This is a genomic window from Citrobacter sp. Cf118, from assembly GCF_030334095.1.
GTDB lineage: Bacteria > Pseudomonadota > Gammaproteobacteria > Enterobacterales > Enterobacteriaceae > Citrobacter > Citrobacter freundii.
Map to the genome: position 1 here is coordinate 88,456 of NZ_JAOWES010000069.1, position 17,061 is coordinate 105,516.

At 50.4% G+C, this 17,061-nt stretch carries 14 protein-coding genes and 1 tRNA gene; 2 read left to right on the top strand and 13 right to left on the bottom strand.

The annotated features are described in order from the left end of the window. Window positions 1–34: 34 nt before the first annotated feature. Entirely contained in the window at window positions 35–2,170 is a 2,136-nt protein-coding gene (locus tag OGX67_RS07905; RefSeq protein WP_257651810.1) for an ornithine decarboxylase, read from the bottom strand. 468 nt (window positions 2,171–2,638) lie between these two features. Here OGX67_RS07905 and OGX67_RS07910 point away from each other — a divergent pair, with 468 nt between their 5' ends. Further along, window positions 2,639–3,346, top strand: coding sequence for a DUF554 domain-containing protein (locus OGX67_RS07910; protein ID WP_003846348.1), 708 nt, complete (start codon window positions 2,639–2,641; stop codon window positions 3,344–3,346). 105 nt (window positions 3,347–3,451) lie between these two features. After that, window positions 3,452–3,527, top strand: a tRNA-Phe gene (locus tag OGX67_RS07915). A 215-nt stretch (window positions 3,528–3,742) separates the two neighbouring features. Here OGX67_RS07915 and OGX67_RS07920 read toward each other — a convergent pair. The 12 genes from OGX67_RS07920 to OGX67_RS07975 form a co-directional block, all read right to left on the bottom strand. Further along, window positions 3,743–5,083, bottom strand: coding sequence for a VasL domain-containing protein (locus OGX67_RS07920; protein WP_257651809.1), 1,341 nt, complete (start codon window positions 5,081–5,083; stop codon window positions 3,743–3,745). 1 nt (window position 5,084) lies between these two features. Continuing rightward, window positions 5,085–5,528, bottom strand: coding sequence for a type VI secretion system baseplate subunit TssE (gene tssE, locus OGX67_RS07925; RefSeq protein WP_257651808.1), 444 nt, complete (start codon window positions 5,526–5,528; stop codon window positions 5,085–5,087). Next, window positions 5,528–6,061, bottom strand: a complete 534-nt coding sequence (tssJ, locus tag OGX67_RS07930; protein WP_003027146.1) for a type VI secretion system lipoprotein TssJ — start codon at window positions 6,059–6,061, stop codon at window positions 5,528–5,530. Before tssJ ends, tssE begins: the two co-directional genes overlap by 1 nt. Then, window positions 6,036–7,124 (bottom strand): type VI secretion system baseplate subunit TssG, encoded by a 1,089-nt coding sequence (gene tssG / locus OGX67_RS07935; RefSeq protein WP_257651807.1) that lies wholly within the window; start codon window positions 7,122–7,124, stop codon window positions 6,036–6,038. The genes tssJ and tssG overlap by 26 nt, the downstream gene beginning before the upstream one ends. Then, a complete protein-coding gene (tssF, locus tag OGX67_RS07940; RefSeq protein WP_048218577.1) occupies window positions 7,085–8,851 on the bottom strand; it encodes a type VI secretion system baseplate subunit TssF in 1,767 nt (588 codons plus the stop codon). Before tssF ends, tssG begins: the two co-directional genes overlap by 40 nt. Window positions 8,852–8,879: 28 nt before the next feature. Beyond that, window positions 8,880–10,478, bottom strand: a complete 1,599-nt coding sequence (tssA, locus tag OGX67_RS07945; protein WP_268046685.1) for a type VI secretion system protein TssA — start codon at window positions 10,476–10,478, stop codon at window positions 8,880–8,882. Further along, complete coding sequence (locus tag OGX67_RS07950) at window positions 10,475–13,825, bottom strand: ImcF-related family protein (RefSeq protein WP_286526290.1); 3,351 nt, start codon at window positions 13,823–13,825, stop codon at window positions 10,475–10,477. The genes tssA and OGX67_RS07950 overlap by 4 nt, the downstream gene beginning before the upstream one ends. 59 nt (window positions 13,826–13,884) lie before the next feature. Next, window positions 13,885–14,034: a hypothetical protein gene (locus tag OGX67_RS07955; protein WP_286526292.1), complete on the bottom strand. Its 150-nt coding sequence runs from the start codon at window positions 14,032–14,034 to the stop codon at window positions 13,885–13,887. Next, window positions 14,007–15,065 (bottom strand): KPHS_23130 family T6SS system protein, encoded by a 1,059-nt coding sequence (locus OGX67_RS07960; protein WP_286526294.1) that lies wholly within the window; start codon window positions 15,063–15,065, stop codon window positions 14,007–14,009. Before OGX67_RS07960 ends, OGX67_RS07955 begins: the two co-directional genes overlap by 28 nt. A 3-nt stretch (window positions 15,066–15,068) precedes the next feature. Further along, the gene (locus OGX67_RS07965; RefSeq protein ID WP_071887387.1) at window positions 15,069–15,326 is read right to left on the bottom strand and encodes a PAAR domain-containing protein; all 258 of its coding nucleotides are present in this window, start codon (window positions 15,324–15,326) and stop codon (window positions 15,069–15,071) included. Between the two features lie 27 nt (window positions 15,327–15,353). Then, window positions 15,354–16,232, bottom strand: coding sequence for a hypothetical protein (locus OGX67_RS07970; RefSeq protein ID WP_252429187.1), 879 nt, complete (start codon window positions 16,230–16,232; stop codon window positions 15,354–15,356). Between the two features lie 37 nt (window positions 16,233–16,269). After that, window positions 16,270–17,061, bottom strand: a 792-nt coding sequence (locus tag OGX67_RS07975; protein ID WP_286526301.1) for a formylglycine-generating enzyme family protein, incomplete at its 5' end; no start/stop codon positions are given.

Consider the following 17,061-nt stretch of genomic DNA (forward strand, 5'->3'; position numbering starts at 1 on the left):
CGGGTTGCCAAAAGGTAACCCGTTTTTTTTGCGCTTACTTCACAACATATCCATACAGACGCTTAATACCGTCTGCATCCGTTTCACTGTAAACACCTTGCAGCTCCGGCGAGAAGCCCGGCAGCAGGTTAACACCCTCTTCCAGCGCCAGGAAATAACGTTGCACCGCCCCGCCCCAGATTTCGCCCGGAACCACGCACAGAACGCCTGGAGGATAAGGCAGCGCACCTTCTGCCGCAACGCGACCTGCGGCATCACAAATACGCACCAGTTCGACATCACCACGGATAAAGGCGCTGTTGGCATCCTGCGGGTTCATCGCCACGGCAGGCAAACTCTCCTGTCGGAACATCGCTTTTTGCAGATCCTTCACATCAAAGCTGACGTATAAATCGTGCATCTCCTGACACAGTTCACGCAGCGTGTAATCCCGATAGCGTACCGGATACTTGTTGAAGATGGTGGGCAGCACATCTGCCAGCGGCGTATCGTCCTCAATATGCTGCTCAAACTGCGCCAGCATCGCCACCAGTTGCGCCAGTTTCTCGGTGCTTTCTGCCGGGGTCAGCAGGAACAGAATCGAGTTAAGGTCGCATTTCTCCGGAACAATGCCGTTTTCACGCAGGTAATGCGCCAGAATCGTCGCCGGAATACCAAACTCAGTATATTGCCCGGTTTGCGCATCAATGCCCGGAGTAGTTAACAACAGCTTGCAGGGATCAACGAAGTACTGGTCGCGCGCGTAGCCGGAAAAACCATGCCATTTAGCACCCGGTTCAAAGCTAAAGAAGCGGCGTTCGCTGGCAATCACCGGCGTCGGAAAGCTTTCCCACGGCTTACCATCAACTACCGGAGGAATAAACGGCTGAATCATCTTACAGTGGGTAAGAATCGCTTTACGGGCGTCAATGCCCAGCGCTACACACTCCGCCCATAGCCGACGCCCGCTCTCGCCTTCATGGATTTTGGCGTTAACATCCAGCGCCGCAAACAGCGGGTAAAACGGACTAGTGGAAGCATGCAGCATAAATGCATTGTTCAGACGCTTATGCGGACAGAACCGCGCCTGACCGCGAATATGGTTATCCTTTTTGTGGATCTGCGAGGTTTGCGAGAATCCGGCCTGCTGTTTGTGTACCGACTGGGTGACAAAGATCCCCGGATCGTCAGCATTGAGCTCCAGTAGCAGCGGTGACCCATCGGCCATCATCGGAATAAATTGCTCGTAGCCAACCCAGGCAGAATCAAACAGGATGTAATCGCACAGGTGACCGATCTTGTCGATCACCTGCCGGGCGTTGTAGATCGTCCCGTCATAAGTACCAAGCTGAATGATTGCAAGACGGAACGGGCGCGGTTGGTCAGCCTTGTGCGGCGCAACGTCACGCAGTTGCTGGCGCAGATACGCCTCATCAAAGCAGTGCTCGTCAATGCCGCCAATAAAGCCAAACGGATTACGCGCCGCTTCCAGATAAACCGGCGTCGCGCCCGCCTGGATCAGCGCACCGTGGTGGTTCGACTTATGGTTGTTGCGGTCAAACAGCACCAGATCGCCGCGCGTCAGCAGCGCATTGGTCACCACTTTATTCGCCGCAGAAGTCCCGTTCAGCACAAAGTAGGTTTTATCCGCGTGGAAAACTTTCGCGGCAAATTTCTGCGCATGTTTCGCTGATCCCTCATGAATCAACAGATCGCCCAGCTTAACGTCAGCGTTGCACATATCCGCGCGGAACAGGTTCTCGCCAAAGAACTCATAGAAATGTCTGCCCGCCGGATGCTTCTTAAAAAACTCACCGTGCTGGTGCCCCGGGCAGGCAAACGTGCTGTTCCCCATTTCGACATACTGGGTAAGCGTGTCATAGAACGGCGGCAGCAACTCTTCCTCATACTGACAGGCAGCAGACTCCAGCTCCAGCCAGTCCTGAGCCTGACCGCGAATCACCGCGTTAACGCCCGCAGGTACATCGACATCAGACTCTGCGAACAAAAACACCGGTATATGAAAACCAGTGCGTTTCAGCAAAGCCAGGATCCCACTGCGGCTGTCCGCAACGGTAATGACGACTGCCGCAACGTCAGTAAAATCGGTACTGTCCAGCGCAACCACCTGACGATGGCTGGAAAGACGAGAAGCCAGTTCACCACTGGCGGCAATTTTCATTGATTTCATAAGCGCAATAACCCGTTTCGGGAAAATCAAAAGTCCCGGGCAAAGCCGCATTGCTTTGCCCACGAAATGACGGGTCAAACTGGTTACCAGCCCCGACCGCCAGACATCAGTAAAAGCAGATAGCCTCTGATCTTACTGTTATCCTGCAGTGAGCGTACGCTGCCCTCACCGCATGGTGAGAGCATGAAGATAAGTCGCAGGAAGGGGCGAACGTCGCGCAAAAAGGCGATGTTGAAGGCGATGTAGGGGGAGTAATATCATCCCAGGCAGCCCCATTCAGACAGGAGAAAATTCGCGCAATCATGGCACCTTTCACCTACTGGCGCAAGATAAAATCCTGTGCTTAAACCTCACAGATAAACAAGCATTTCGTCTGACAATAGCGGCATAATAATGCAATCTGAAACATAATTTCACCCAAACAGTTGCCTTTAACATCAAGACGATAATGGGTATGCAGGAGCAAACGTGGTAATCGGACCCTTTATTAATGCCAGCGCCATTTTATTAGGCGGTGTTCTCGGCGCGCTGCTCAGTCAGCACTTACCCGAACGTATTCGGATCTCAATGACCTCAATATTCGGGTTGTGCTCGTTGGGAATTGGTATCTTGTTGGTTATCAAATGCGTTAACTTGCCGGTGATGGTTCTGGCGACACTGATCGGTGCATTAATTGGCGAATTCTGCCATCTGGAAAAAGGAATCAATGCCGCGGTTGCCAAAGCGCAACAGCTTTTCACCAAATCGGATGTCAATGCAACACACGAATCCTTTATCCAAAGCTATGTGGCGATCATCGTGTTGTTTTGCGCCAGCGGGACCGGGATATTCGGGGCAATCCATGAAGGGATGACCGGCGATCCTAATATTTTAATCGCCAAGTCATTTCTCGATTTCTTCACCGCTATTATCTTCGCCTGCTCGCTAGGGATCGCCGTGTCTGCCATTTTCATACCGATGCTGGCAATTCAGTTGACGCTTGCCACCTGTGCGGCTCTGATTTTACCGCTGACAACCCCAGCCATGATGGCCGATTTCAGCGCTGTAGGCGGACTGTTGCTACTTGCAACCGGTTTGCGGATTTGCGGCATCAAAATGTTTGCGGTGGTGAATATGCTTCCTGCCCTTCTACTGGCAATGCCGCTTTCCGCAGCGTGGACGGCTTTTTTTGCCTGAGAATGCGTGCAATAGCAACAATGTGGTGATAGATTGTGCAGTCTGCATTGATTTGAAGAAATTTCGTTGACGAAACGAAGTGAATCGGGTTTAATGCGCCTCGTTGCCCGGATAGCTCAGTCGGTAGAGCAGGGGATTGAAAATCCCCGTGTCCTTGGTTCGATTCCGAGTCCGGGCACCACTATTTAGAAGAACCCGCCTATGGCGGGTTTTTTGCTTTTGGTGAAGCGGACTCTCCATCGAACTTCGTTCGATTATTCGCCGCCAGCGGCTCACCCCTTCGGGGCCAGCGCGACGAGCGCGCTGTTCAACGCTTACAGCGTTAGCCCGAGTCCGGGCACCACTATTTAGAGAAACCAGCCTTAGGGCTGGTTTTTTGCTTTTGGCGAATAGTCACTATTCTCTCTTCACCGAACTTTGTTTCAACAGCGCATAACGATTAAGAAGCTGATTAATCCGCATATCGAGTTGCTGATACAAAGCGGGTGATACCCTCCCCTGCATTTTGAATTCTTCATCTATTTGACGTAATAACTCTTCTGTCGGCGGCGTTTGGTCAAGCTGACGACGGATAGTGAAAATGGCTGATTTCAGCTCCGAACCCGTCAGATATTTACCTTTGCGTTCATCAAGCGAATTTAGCTGGGCAGTTAATGCCTCCAGCCCCTGCTGGGCATGATGCCAGTTTTGCAGTGCGCTTTCCGGCAACGCTTCCGTGGTTAACTGTTTTTGTAATCCGCTTGTGAATTCCGTAGTCAGCGATTCTTCCGGCCACAGGGTGGCTAGCTGCTGCGCTAATGATGCGGCATACTCCCTCGACCACAGAGGTGACAGGCGGGATATAACATCCAATTGCCCTTGCGCAGCGACGAAAAATTCCTGTTTCCGCTCCCCCAAATCTGAGGATTGCTTCAACGTGGACAATTGTTCAGGCGTCAACACCTGCGGCAATGGCCTGATCAGTTCATATTCATCAGCTCGCATATGCTTAATACCAAGAAAAGCGCCTGTACTCACTACCGCAGTCACCATGACTCCGATGACAAACCCCAACCACATCCGTCGGGTTCCGTGATCGGTTTGAGTAGCAAATACCGCTGTGCTTGATTGCCCGGACGACGCGGGTTCATTCACCACAAAGATCAGCTGGGGCAAAGCGATCTCAGCGTTATTGGTTGAGCCAGAAGCCGGTATCATCACAACGGCTGAGCCCGAATCCGCCTCTGACTTCTCAAGGCGTAAAGCGGCATTATGCATCCAGGTAACGACAACCTCCAGTTTACTCAGCGCTTTCAGTTCAAGCCGTTGCAGCACTTCGCAGGCATGTTTTAAACGCTGCTCAATCCGATACACCACGGATAAATCAGCATATGACAGCGTTAGCGTACGCAATTCTTGCTGTAAACGGGCTGACAGCCATGTCAGAATTTCAACGCGAGCATGGGTTTGCTGCGGCCATATGGCACTCCAGTGATGCGTCAGTAACGCCTCCAGAAGCTCGGCACCTTCGGCAAGTCCCAGCAGCCCGGCATTACGCATTCTACTGACGGTATACCAGGCCAGGGTTTGCAATTCGACACCGTTATGGCGAAACAAAGTCAGGCTTAACTGTTCAACCTTTTGCCAGTCAACGTCCGGGCGCGCGGGATGAGTCAGCTTGCTGATTTCATCGCGTAGTTGCCCGAACTCCGTGAAAGCACGCGGGTCGCCACCGGTGCTGATGCGATTCGTCTCCATATCAGTACGCTCCTGTCTCAAGCCAACCCTGTTTTTTCAGGTGGCGGATGAGCACCCGTCCCTCGGGGGTAAAATCAGTGCCATAACGAACAACGCCAAGGTCCTGAAGTTCGGCATCGATGGAGTAGCGTAAATGCCCTGGCGTTTCCTGCTCCTGCATTGTGACCTGAATACTTTTCAGTCGCGGTTCATACTTCAACAAAACCTGAGAAAGCGTACTGATAAGTCGATGTGCCGTTCCCGGCATACCCTGGAGGATTTTGGTCATATCCGGCAGACCGTAGTCGGGTAAATGTTTAAGGCTACCGGCGCGCGTATTCAAAATGCGCTGCATATTATCCAAAACGGATAAGATGACCTGCGTGTTTTCACCAACTGCATGCAAAGGCAAACCACCGGAGAAATTACCCAACAAGATGTCATAAAGAGAAGGTCGTTTAATCATTACTCGTCCTCCGGCTTCAGGAGAACCAGAGCCTGAGAATTTAATTCAATCACTCGCGCTTTATCAGAATCGAGATCTTCTCGACGTATTACCACGCGCCATGAATCTTCAGACTGTTCGGGAGAAATAAACATTCCCGCCACGGCAACATACTGCGTTTCCTTTTCGAGTGGAATATCGATAGTTACGCTTTCACCAGGACGAACCCAAACATCTTTCTGAGCCAGTAAATCCGCTTTTACCACCGTGCTGTCTTGCGCAAATAAAGACTGATAATTCGCTGAGTCAAATGCTTTACGATCGTTGAGTTGGTAAATACGTACGACCGTTGAAAGCGCGATGCCCTGCGCATTTTTATTAGCGGCTTCTCTGGCGCAAAGATCCAAATGCAGCGTTTTAATTTCCTTATAAAAAATTGACTTCGTTAATGACACCGTGCCTTCAGATACTTTTTGTGTCAGACCACACCCTGTGATCAGGCTGGTCATGCCGGTTATTACGACAAAATTAATAGCGATAATCGCCAGCCTCATCGGCTTCCCTCCGTTGATCGTGTTGGCTAAGGCTCTGCCAAAGCCCAAGTTTAATGGTGATAAGTTGGTTCAGAGCTTTCGGGTTATTCAGACGCATAACAGCCGTGCGACCGAGCTGTACTGCATGTTCGCTTTTATTACTGGTAAGTTGAGCATCCGGAAGCGCCGAGCGAGGAATACGTAATTGCAGCCTCGCATTCACTCTGGCACCTAAATAAACGTGCAGGAGCGCGAGAAAATCATGGTAAAGCTGACCGCCGGGTAACCAGTCGCAAACCCCATCAGGAACCTCCGTGGTTAGCGTAATGAGCACCTGACTGTTAATATCTACGGCGCTATGTCCCATCACCGGACGAGAATGAAGGCTAACGGGGTGCCGCGCACTCATTTTTAACGCCTTATCCAGCAGGACGAAGCGTTTATCATGTGGCGTCACGGTGATATTTGTTGTTGGCGATAATAAAGATACCAGCGCGGATATTCCTTCTGCCGTACGCGTTGGCATTCTCATTACTCCTAACAGCGCCAAAAAACGCGATAACGGGGCTTGCGTTTGTGTGGCGCATCCAGGAATCCCCAACCCGGTCAGCCCCAGTAAATATTGTGAGGTCTCATCTGTACCGCCAGGGCGAAAAGTCGCTGGATAGCTGTATTTACGCCAGATTCGATAAAACTGCGTAATTAAGCGATGGTTAAAAATATCCAGAAACTCAGCGGCGACGTCCGAGCCTTCCTGACGCTGGGCAATATCATCCTGATAGGTTGTCGGCAGCGGCGATTCCACGCCATACAACCCCATAAATGTGACACTGACCGTTGGTGGCAGTGTGGGTTTTTGCGGATCATATTCTGTACTTTTTAGCTCCCCCGCCGGGAACCCCATCCCCGGATGAGGACGAAAACGAATAGCATCAAAGCGCGGACTTTGTTGGCTTCCTGGAGCTGGAGCTTGCGGATTCCACTGTTCCAGCAGTTGGCAAAAACGATAAAAATTGGTACGAGGCAGGTTATCGCCAAGGCTATTTAGCAACCAGGCAGTCGCTGATTGTGATTCTCTTTCCATCGCAAGCTTTTCCCTGCCGGCTGGATAATTAACGTAAGCTGATTAAACAAATGAATATCCGCATACAATGCAAAAAAGCGGTTAAGCATTTCACCAAACAGATGAATGTCGCCCTCACCGGTAAATCCGTTCTCATCAAGCGTTATTTCGATATCTACTCCACGAAGTAAAAATCCTTTTTCAAAGCGTTGTATTTCATGCTGCTGAACATCCATGATCGCATCCAGACGACGATAATTCAGCTCATCATCCTGCCAGTTATAGAGAGATAATGTTCCTTTGAGCACTTCTGCGCTGGCCATCATATTCAGAAAGCTGGACCCGAGGTGGCTTAAGACGCGCCAGTGAAAACGATCCTCGGCGGGAGGATAAGCCGGTAGCGTCGGTTTACACAGATTACGCACGGCAAGCGGCGTCTGGAGGATCTGCTCGCAACGATTAAGCAATGAACTCTGCAAAGCTCGCCTGGGTAGCTGACCGTTTGTTCCGGTCACTTTCAATGAGACGGTTTCATACTCAGCAAGACGATCCCGCTCCCAGGCGTCACCGCCGAGGATCAGCCAGGTGTCATACAATCCTGAGACGCCGCGCCTGACGCGTGTATGGTAGTAACGTTCGGGGGCATTACGGCGCATCATGCCTCCCTTGTGGCGAAAGCTGGTGAATGGGGCATAAACGGCATTACGCGCGCGCTGCGAACCAGAAACCGCATCCACCGAATAAATTTCCATGTGACCATCCTGCAATCTGCGCGGACGCAGCAAATATTCGCTTTCCAGTCCATTAACCACCAGCGGATCGGCTTCCAGAGTGAAGAGATTAATAACTGGAACGCAGTGCAGACGTATATTTTCGCTACCCACGGGAAGCTCAGAATTCCACTGTTGAGTCAGTACCGCTTCGATTTCAAAGCAGTCGATGCCCGCAGGAAAGGTTATTTTTTCCAGACCGTTAAGATGGACAAACATAAATTTTTCGCGGAACGTAAAATACTCAAGCAATAATTGCCAGCCGCCAAACGCCGTATCGCCTTTTGGCCACAAACTGTCTTCATCGGCAAATCCGCCCGGGGAAAAGTAACCCTCCAGTCGAATACGTTCTACGCTGTTGGGGAGTCTCAAATAAAGAGAGGCCAGACGCTTTGTCAATGCAAGGTGCAGTGCGTGGGTCACCGGCGCGTCACCGCTCAGGTAAAGGCTGAGACGCGTCAGTTCGGTTTGCGACCAGTCCATCTGTGGATTGCACTTTATTCGCATACGGATGACTGAGCGTCCGTCAGGTTCAGCATCGATATTCACCGCCGTAACAGACAGTGGGCTGAGCGTGACGGGCTGGGTAGTACGATACTGACATACCGTTTTTTTAGGGCCAACGGGCTGGGACAATACGCCAAACCCCGCATTAATCCGCTCGCTCATTTTCAGCACGTCAGTATCAGGTAAAAGCTCGACAATGCTTAAGGAGGGAATGGTACGTAAATAATGTGGCCACAGCAGACTCATCAACCCTTCGGTAAATTCAGGAAGATGATCGTCTATTTTGGCGCGCAACCGCCCCATAGAAAATGCAAAACCTTCGAACAGCCGCTCCACATAGGGATCGGGGATACCGGCTTTGTCCAGATCCAACATAGCGGCACGATCCGGATGCGCCTGCGCAAACTCTTTTGCCGCTTCCCTTAAATAACGCATTTCCGCGTCATAATAACGCAGAGTTAAATCTTCCATTTTACAGTTCGCTTATTTTGTTTTTGCTTTAGCCGCATAAAACGGCGGCTCTGGCGGGATCAATGGCGACCAGCCCAGACAACAGTGACTCCATCTCTGACGCCAGACGCGCTTTGTCGCTTTCACTGCGATTGGCTTTCAAACGTAGAAGTTTCAGCCGCCGCGCTTTAACTTCAAACAGCAGTTCAGGCTCCCATTGTTTGAGAGTGAGAGAGTGCGCTGTGGTATTCAATTCACCAAGCAAATGCAGCGCGAGATCGTTGCGCCCACACTGTTCCGTCAGACGGGCCATCAACAGCTGGCGTAACCAACGCTGTCGACATGAAATAATGCCCGGGCGAGCCTGAAGCCAGGCGAGCGCTGCTTCAACGCCTTCGCTGTCCGCCAGCGTCAGGGCCTCGCTTTCAAGCAGCAGGATATCGTCATCCTTCCCGACGGTAGCCGCCGCGATTTTATCCGTCTGCCAGTCGCTTTCCTGCAGCACGTCACGGGCAATCCATTCACGCGTGACGTCATCGGCAAAGGGCGTTCCGTCATTAAATGCCAGCGTTTCCAGACCCGGCATCCGATGCAGCAACATTTTCAGATCGCTGATGATAATGGCGGCATGTTTATCCCATGGCGATCCCGCCCTGGTTAACGCCTGATGAAGATACCACTGCACGTCCAGCCAGAAATGATTTACCCCCTCAACAAATAAGCTGTCAGTTAGCTCAATCAGTTCAGTCCAGCTTTGCTGCAAATACAGACGCTTGAGCTGAGCGCGGTAATCACTTTTAGGTGGTATCAGACGTGTACGCCCAGCGCCATCTGGCGGTGGAAGCTGGCTGACCGTATCGAGCCGCACGCTTTTCATCAAATGATGCGCCGCCAGCCAGCCGTCCGGCTGATCGCTCAGGTATTTCGCCAACACACGCGCCTGCTCGAGCAGCTCCCGGCCAGAGGCAATACTTTTTAGGGCGGGAGTTTCTGCGCTATACCGACCAGTTTGCGGACTGACATTTTGTGGAACCAGCGCCTGAGCGCCGCCAGACTGTGCCAGACGATTCTCCAGCGCGCTATACAGCGCCCCAAGCCCTGGACGAATGCTCTCTTCATGCTGAACAAACTGCTGCTCCAGCAGCATCAGCGCACCGGCGATCCGCTGCGCGTCAGGTCGTGAAACTTCGGGGAAACGTGCCAGACTATCCAGCATCCGCCCGCCGGCCAGCCATTCCAGGGCGGCCTTATGGCTGTTGACTCTTAGGGGATGGAGAGAATTGCCGTACTGCTGCATCAGGCCAGCCAGCAAAATCAGACCATCGGCCAGGCCAGACTCGCCATCCTGATGCAAACGCGCCCAAGTGTAGTAGGTGACAACACGGACATCCTTACAGGTGTGGATCAGCAGTTTTTCCGTAAGCTCAACGATGAGATCCGTTTGTGCGCCAGAAAGTTTATTCACCTCCTCTCGCATGCGCTGAAAATCATCGTCATAACCGGGATCTTCCCCGCCCGGGTTGGCTGCGGAAACGGGCAATAACCAGTTTTGCCACAGCGCTATTTGCGTTTGCGCCTGTTCCATCAGCTGCTGTTGTTCATCTGGCGAAGCCGTGCTGGCGGCCAGTAGACGTTGCAGAGCGCTCATTCTTCTTCCTCTGAGGGGGACTGGCTGACAACAAAAATGGTTTCTGGCAGCTCAAAATCGCGGAGTTTAAGTAATGCGAGCGGGCCTTCACCGACCTCCGTTCGCAGGGTGTAGTTCAGCGGCAATCCATCCTGCGCAGTCCAGCGCAGGTTAAAACCACTGTTCACGCCGGCGTTATCGCTGATCTCCGCTTTCTCAAGCAGTCTTATCCAGCCCCAGGTGCCGGGGTTATCTGAGTAGATTCGGGTTCCCGTATTCGTACTTACCCAGCTTAGGGTGGCCCCTGACGCTGGCGTATCGGCTGGCCAGACAAGGTTTTTCCAGGTTGGCATCTGATTAACGTAGGTGAGTTTTTGCCCATCCAGTACGAGATCGGTTTGCATCACGTCCCGCGCAGTTCCAGGACGCAGTTCAAAACGCATCCCGGCTTCTCCACGAATAAATGCGACATCCGCAATCTGACTGAGCTGGTCCATCGCCTCGAGGAACGCCGGATTAAACTCCAGCCCCTGCGCATTCACAGTGTCAGCAACCCAGTGACTTCCCTGTTTATGCAATACGCCGCTTAAATGACTTTCGAGAAAATGCGGGATCCGGCCATTATCGCTTCGCAGATATTGCGCCAGCAGCGGCAGAGAAGCCTCGCTACCGACATCGCGAAACGGATAACGTCCGCCGAATGCGCTGTTCCAGTCATTCACAATCAGCGCCTTCCATTGCGCATTCAGGCCCGCCGCGGTTGGTTGCAACACCTGCTGCCATGACTGCTCCAGCGGCTGAACAAACATACTTTGACCAAATCCACTCCATGCCTGGCCTAAGCTTGCCGCCACCAGATTGCCATAGTCACGCGTGGTGGTGAGATCGACGGTTTTGCCCTGAAACACCGTTTGCGCCAGGGCCTGACTCATTCCCTGCGGATCGGCAGCGTTAGTAATCTGCTGGAGTTTCAGCCTGACCTGCGTTACCCGGGTCAGGTAGGTTTGCAAACTCAGATGGCTGATATCCTGCCCGCCCGATTGTTCATCCATCAATGCCAGGATTGGCGAGAAGGTACTCGCCATAGGGCCTTCTTCCCGCGCATGCTGGTCAATCGTCTGATTTTCTTTGGTGTTAAACAGATCCTTTGCCGACTTCACCAGTGAGTCCGACAGCGCTTCTCCGGTTAACCCTGTGCGTCCCTGAACGGCGAGCGTATTCATTAGCGCAACCAGAGGAGACTGACGGATATCTGCAATCAACGTGAGCTGATCGATGGCATCACTCAGCGTTTGGGTGCGCTGCCAGCGAATACTGTTGAGAAAATCCAGCCAGCTGTCGGCAAAATCCGTGAAGTAACGCTCGCTAAGACGCGCCTTTAAGGCCTGTGGAGAGAGAGGGTCGCTTGCAGAATGCGTATCATCTCCCAGTACCTGATCCATTTCTTCCCGGCGGTTGTTTACGATTTTCTCTATGGCGGGCAAAACCTCCTCTTCCCAGGCTTTGCGGGTATACACCCCAGCAACCGAATTCCGGGTATAAAATACGTGATCTGCCCGGGTATCGCCGGTCATGTCTTCCAGACGAAGATCGGTGTAATGCGGCGTTACCTGTTCAATGATTTTCTGATACAGAGCGGCTTCGCCATTGCGGATCCCCATCTGACGAATTAACAGCGTTCGCACCTGGTTAATAAGATTTTTATCCGCTGTTATTTTCCATTCAGGATGCGCCTGAAGGTTTTCGCCCCAGAACTGCCAAAGCCCAGGCCCAACGCCCTGCCATGATGCGCGCGAAATACCCGCTCTCTCCGGCCAGTCTTGCATCAGCGCCTGACTAAAAAATGATGCATCCATCTGCTCAGGCCGGGAGAGCATCAGATACATTTTCAGCTGGTTGTAGGCGATCTTTGCCCGAGCGACAAACTGCGGACTGTCTGGAGCCAGTCGGGTTAACGCCGTTAATTCCTGAGTGAGATGTTGCGCGGCTTCATCACGCAGGAGCGGAATAGCGATACGCGTATAACGTGGCAATAGCGCATCCAACAGAGCATCATTTTGGCTTAAGCCGAAGCGGTAGTACCACGGCGCCCCATTCAGCTGACGCCAGCGAAGCATGCCTGGGGTTTGCTGAAGCGCGGACAGCGCCGTAAGACGCTCGGCGAGCGGTTCATCCGCACCACCTGCCAGTCTCGCCTGATCCAGACTTTCGCCGATCAGATTGCGATTCGCCAGGAAAGATATCACCATTCCCGCGCCCCATAGCAGCATCAAACCAGCGGTACCGACTGCCAGCACTCGCATCCCTGAACGGCCTGTGCGCTGTGCCTTTAGCTCAGCAGGTAACGCAGGGAGCGAATCAAGCAGCGCGCGCCAGCGCTCATCACGCGCCCAGGCATGCGCCACGCGCGGTGAAGTACTTTCCACATGCTGACTCAAGATGACCGCCGCCAGCGGCAGAGGCCGATGCAGGCTGAAAAAAGTGGCTAACGCGTCGCTGATGGCTTCTGCGTTTTGCGTGAGCGCATTCGCCATTTTCAGTAAGAAGTTACTGTGGATATTGCGCGTAACCTGCTGCGAACCCTGTTCCGCCAACTGCATGACCAGCGCGGCCAGCTGCGAACGACATAACGCCGTTGTACATCCAGCAGGGAATAAACACGTCGCAGACTGGGCCATCGCGGCATTCAGAACGGATTGTGCGCCATGCAGCGACCAAAGGTATAACGGCACTCGCCAGCGAAGCGTGGTAAAAACAGCCTGAAGATGGCGGGCAGCATTATCTATTTGTTCTGCGGTTAAAGAGACAACAGGTGCCGATTGAACCAATGAATCCTGGTGCTGAAAAGTGGGGGTTACCCATACAATCCCATCCAGCGGGCGCCGATGCAGCTTGCGTATCGCATCAAACAACGAAACATCTGGCGGTTCAGTGAGCGTACCTCCCCAGATTAACACCACGCCATCCCCTTCAACCCAGCGCAGAGAGGTGAGTTTTGGTACCAGTAGCTCAACCTGAATGACATCCCCCATCACCAGCAGAATACGGGTTTTGGCGCGCCAGCAATGGCCGTAACTCTGACGAAGATATGTGAGTACATGATTTAAAATTTCAGCACGACTATTTTTAATATCTTTCTTTGATTTATTTCCTGAAATACCAAAACCAGATAACAGATTAAAACGCTGAAAGTAACTTTTTGAAATAATTATTTGCCATAAACGAACAATTGCATCATCAAAAAGTAATATTGTGATACATACGCCAGCAATTGCCAGTGACGCATTTTGTTTTTTCTCCATAGTCGGAATATGAATCAATGGGTTTTCTACCCAGATGAAAAATCCCCCTATAATTATTATCAGCATAACAATAAACCATGTACTTACACGCTTATTATTTTTCACATCATCCTCCTTCATCAAGGTTATACCGGATGAACAATAAGCATATGAGTGGTTTTATCATTAATTAATAGCCATTGTGCCATATTTGATTTAGCCGCATGTTCATTAGCACAAATTAAAATGACATTTCCTACTACAGAATTCAGCCTGCCAAATGTATCATCCAACACGAAATCTCCTTTTTTGATAACATATATCCAGATTGTTCCATTGACTGCAGTGCCCGCGCCAGTGTTTCGCTTTGTATCTGGCTACGCCAAAAAAACCACGGCAGATCTGTCGTAACATTTCCCCATAACGTCACGGTTGTTACTGATTCCACAGGCTCGTCCATAACTACCGGGCGATGTATCCATGACTGCGGTGTTACATGATGTTGAACTAACCAGGCAGGTGAGGCCAACAATATAGCAGATACAGATTCAACCTGCTGGTCTCGTGGTTCAAGGAATAAATTAATCTCAATAGAAAGAATTAATATCGCCTCCTGATAATCCAGACACTTATCAATCCACATTATTCCGTCACTTTCTGTACAGATAGTCAGATTTTGGTCATCAAAAGATGATGAACAGACCCGACGCCAAACGGTATTAATCGTTTCATTCTTGAGCGTGCCATCGTGTTGAATACGGACATGGAGGTTTCCAGAAAATTTCTCTAATTCAGGTTGTAACTGTCGGATAATATCCGTCAGTAATTGTTCCATGCGTAGCAGATAACCGTCCTCACTCATATTGGTAAGTTGTAGGGAGATTAGTGCAGTACTTAACATCCTCTGGTATTGAGGGTAAAAAAATGGTTGAAGTTCACTCCCCCCTTGTAAAAGCGCTGCTGCCAGTTTATTTCTGGCGACTGGAGTAATATATGCTGTTGCCAACACCCCCATAGCCAATTTTCCTAAAGCAACCTGCTCATCGTATTGCTGCTGGTGTAAATGATTCCACCAAATGACACGATCGCGTTCATTTTCATAACGTCGCAATTGAAAAATATAACCCATAAAACCAATTAAAAAAGGAATAAAAAAAGAGCAAAACCAAAACCAGATTGTATGTGTAGGTTCATTTTCACGCCAAAATGAGAATACTAATATTGCTCCCAAAAAAACACAGAGAAGTATAGTAGTTAACCAACGAAATTTATCTGGGGGGACTGGTAATTCGGCTTTCTCAGGGATCTTTTTAAGATCGATTGGCATATATTACAGCCTTCCAGCAATAGGTAATGAGGAAATCAATGTACAACCGCATCCACAACGGTGGCCATGGAGAGCGATAGGCTTACCATTAATTCTGGAACCGAAATCTCCTTCAATTATAATTGTTTCGCCATGTATTGGGCAGAAAACTTTATCCAGCATACAAGAAACCGGCAATCCCATAAAAATAACGCCAGAACTCCCTTCAAGGACAATACCGCCATGAGTCGTTTTATCTGAAAGACGAATAACACCAAGCATATTTTACCCTCTTTATTTTGAACAAAACTATCCGATATCAACTGATAACATCTTCCATATACTCTCTTCCTGGATCATGACAATAGTAATATCGAATACATTACCATCGTTAAATTTAACACTTCCTGAAAGTACACCTCTGTTACCTTCAACGGAGATATTATTAAAACTATAATCCTCTATATTTTCAAATTTATAAGATTTCATTGCCAACTTAAAATCTTCACTTGTGATTTTCTCGCGCATCTCACTCGCAGTTTGTGCATAGGCTAAGATATAGGAATTGTCACGTAACAAATCTATTTCCGCTCTTGCTGCCTCCTTAACGCCGGTCGTCATAAAAAATATGAAGGAAACAATAGATATTGTAAGAATAGCGACAAATGCCAGACAGACAAAAACCTTCCATTTTGCTGATCTCTTCGCTCCAGCAGAAAAAGTTGATTTTACACGCCAGCCGGATTCTTTTACGACATTAAAAAGAGGAGCGGTAACACTGGATGATTCAAAATCGTAACTGTATATCTTTCCTACCTTGCCATTTTCTTTTAATCCCCAGGCACCTCCTAATTTGAATTCTTTTCTTCTCCCTAACTGAAATTCCTTTTTAAAACCAATTCTTTCTGGCCCAACTTCCCATTCAGCACTGGTTGATTTCTCCTGATAACCCACCTGTTTACCAACATCATCAAACACCAGTCGAATCTGAAAACTTTCTTTTAAACCTCCGGTATCATAGATATTTGACCAGTTAGCATCGACATAATTATAAATAACAATAAGGTCATCACTATCCTCCTGTATTGTAAATGGAATATCTTGACATTCATTTAAATCCAACAATCGTTTTTTTAAGGAAATTAGGGTACAAGACCCCGTTGATGATGTAGACATATTTTGAGGCATAATTCTCTCTTCTCAATTAATAAATAACAGTAAACGTTTATTTCACCGCCTCCGCAGCGTTCACCGTACAGCGTACGGTGGTGCCATCGGGAAAATAGTTATCCTTGATGGCATAGCCGCGAAAAAAGGTCAGGCCCACATCAAACCCGGGTGAAGGATTGTCCCCTCCGCGGCGGACCTTCATGTATTGCCCATTATCTTCATCCAGAATGACGCCCTTCTCCGGACCCTGCGGATCCTGGCGCGGGGATGTCGCGTAATAGTCCGGGTCATACCAGTCGCTCACCCACTCGTAGCCGTTCTCTGACATGCCATACAGCCCGCCGGGGGTCGGCGGATAACGATCGACGGCATAACGCACGAAGGAACTGTCCACCCCGGAGGCCTCTTCCGTAGCCTCGCGGTCCTCGCTGGTAGCATAGTTTTCACCGCGACCGGTTTTCTCATCTTCACGCCAGTCGCCGTCATCCGTTGCCACCAGAATATACTGGCCCCGGTCACGCGCCGCATACTCCCACTGCGCTTCCGTCGGCAGGGAAAACGGCAGCCCCGTCTCCTTTTTCAGCCAGCGGCAGTAATTCTCGGCCTCTGTCCATGACACCACCGCCGGACTGTTTTTAAAATGGGTCATGGCCGCCAGCGTTTTATTATCGAATTGATCTTTGTAACGTAACTCCGGTAATCCCGCCATTTTCAGGTAAAAGGCGTAATCCTCATGGGTCACCTTGAAACGACCGATGGAATAGCTGCTCAGCGTCACTTCATGCACGGGTTTGGTATCTTTTTCCGAAGAACAGCGCGCCCCCTCACCGTGCGTGCGGGAGCAAAA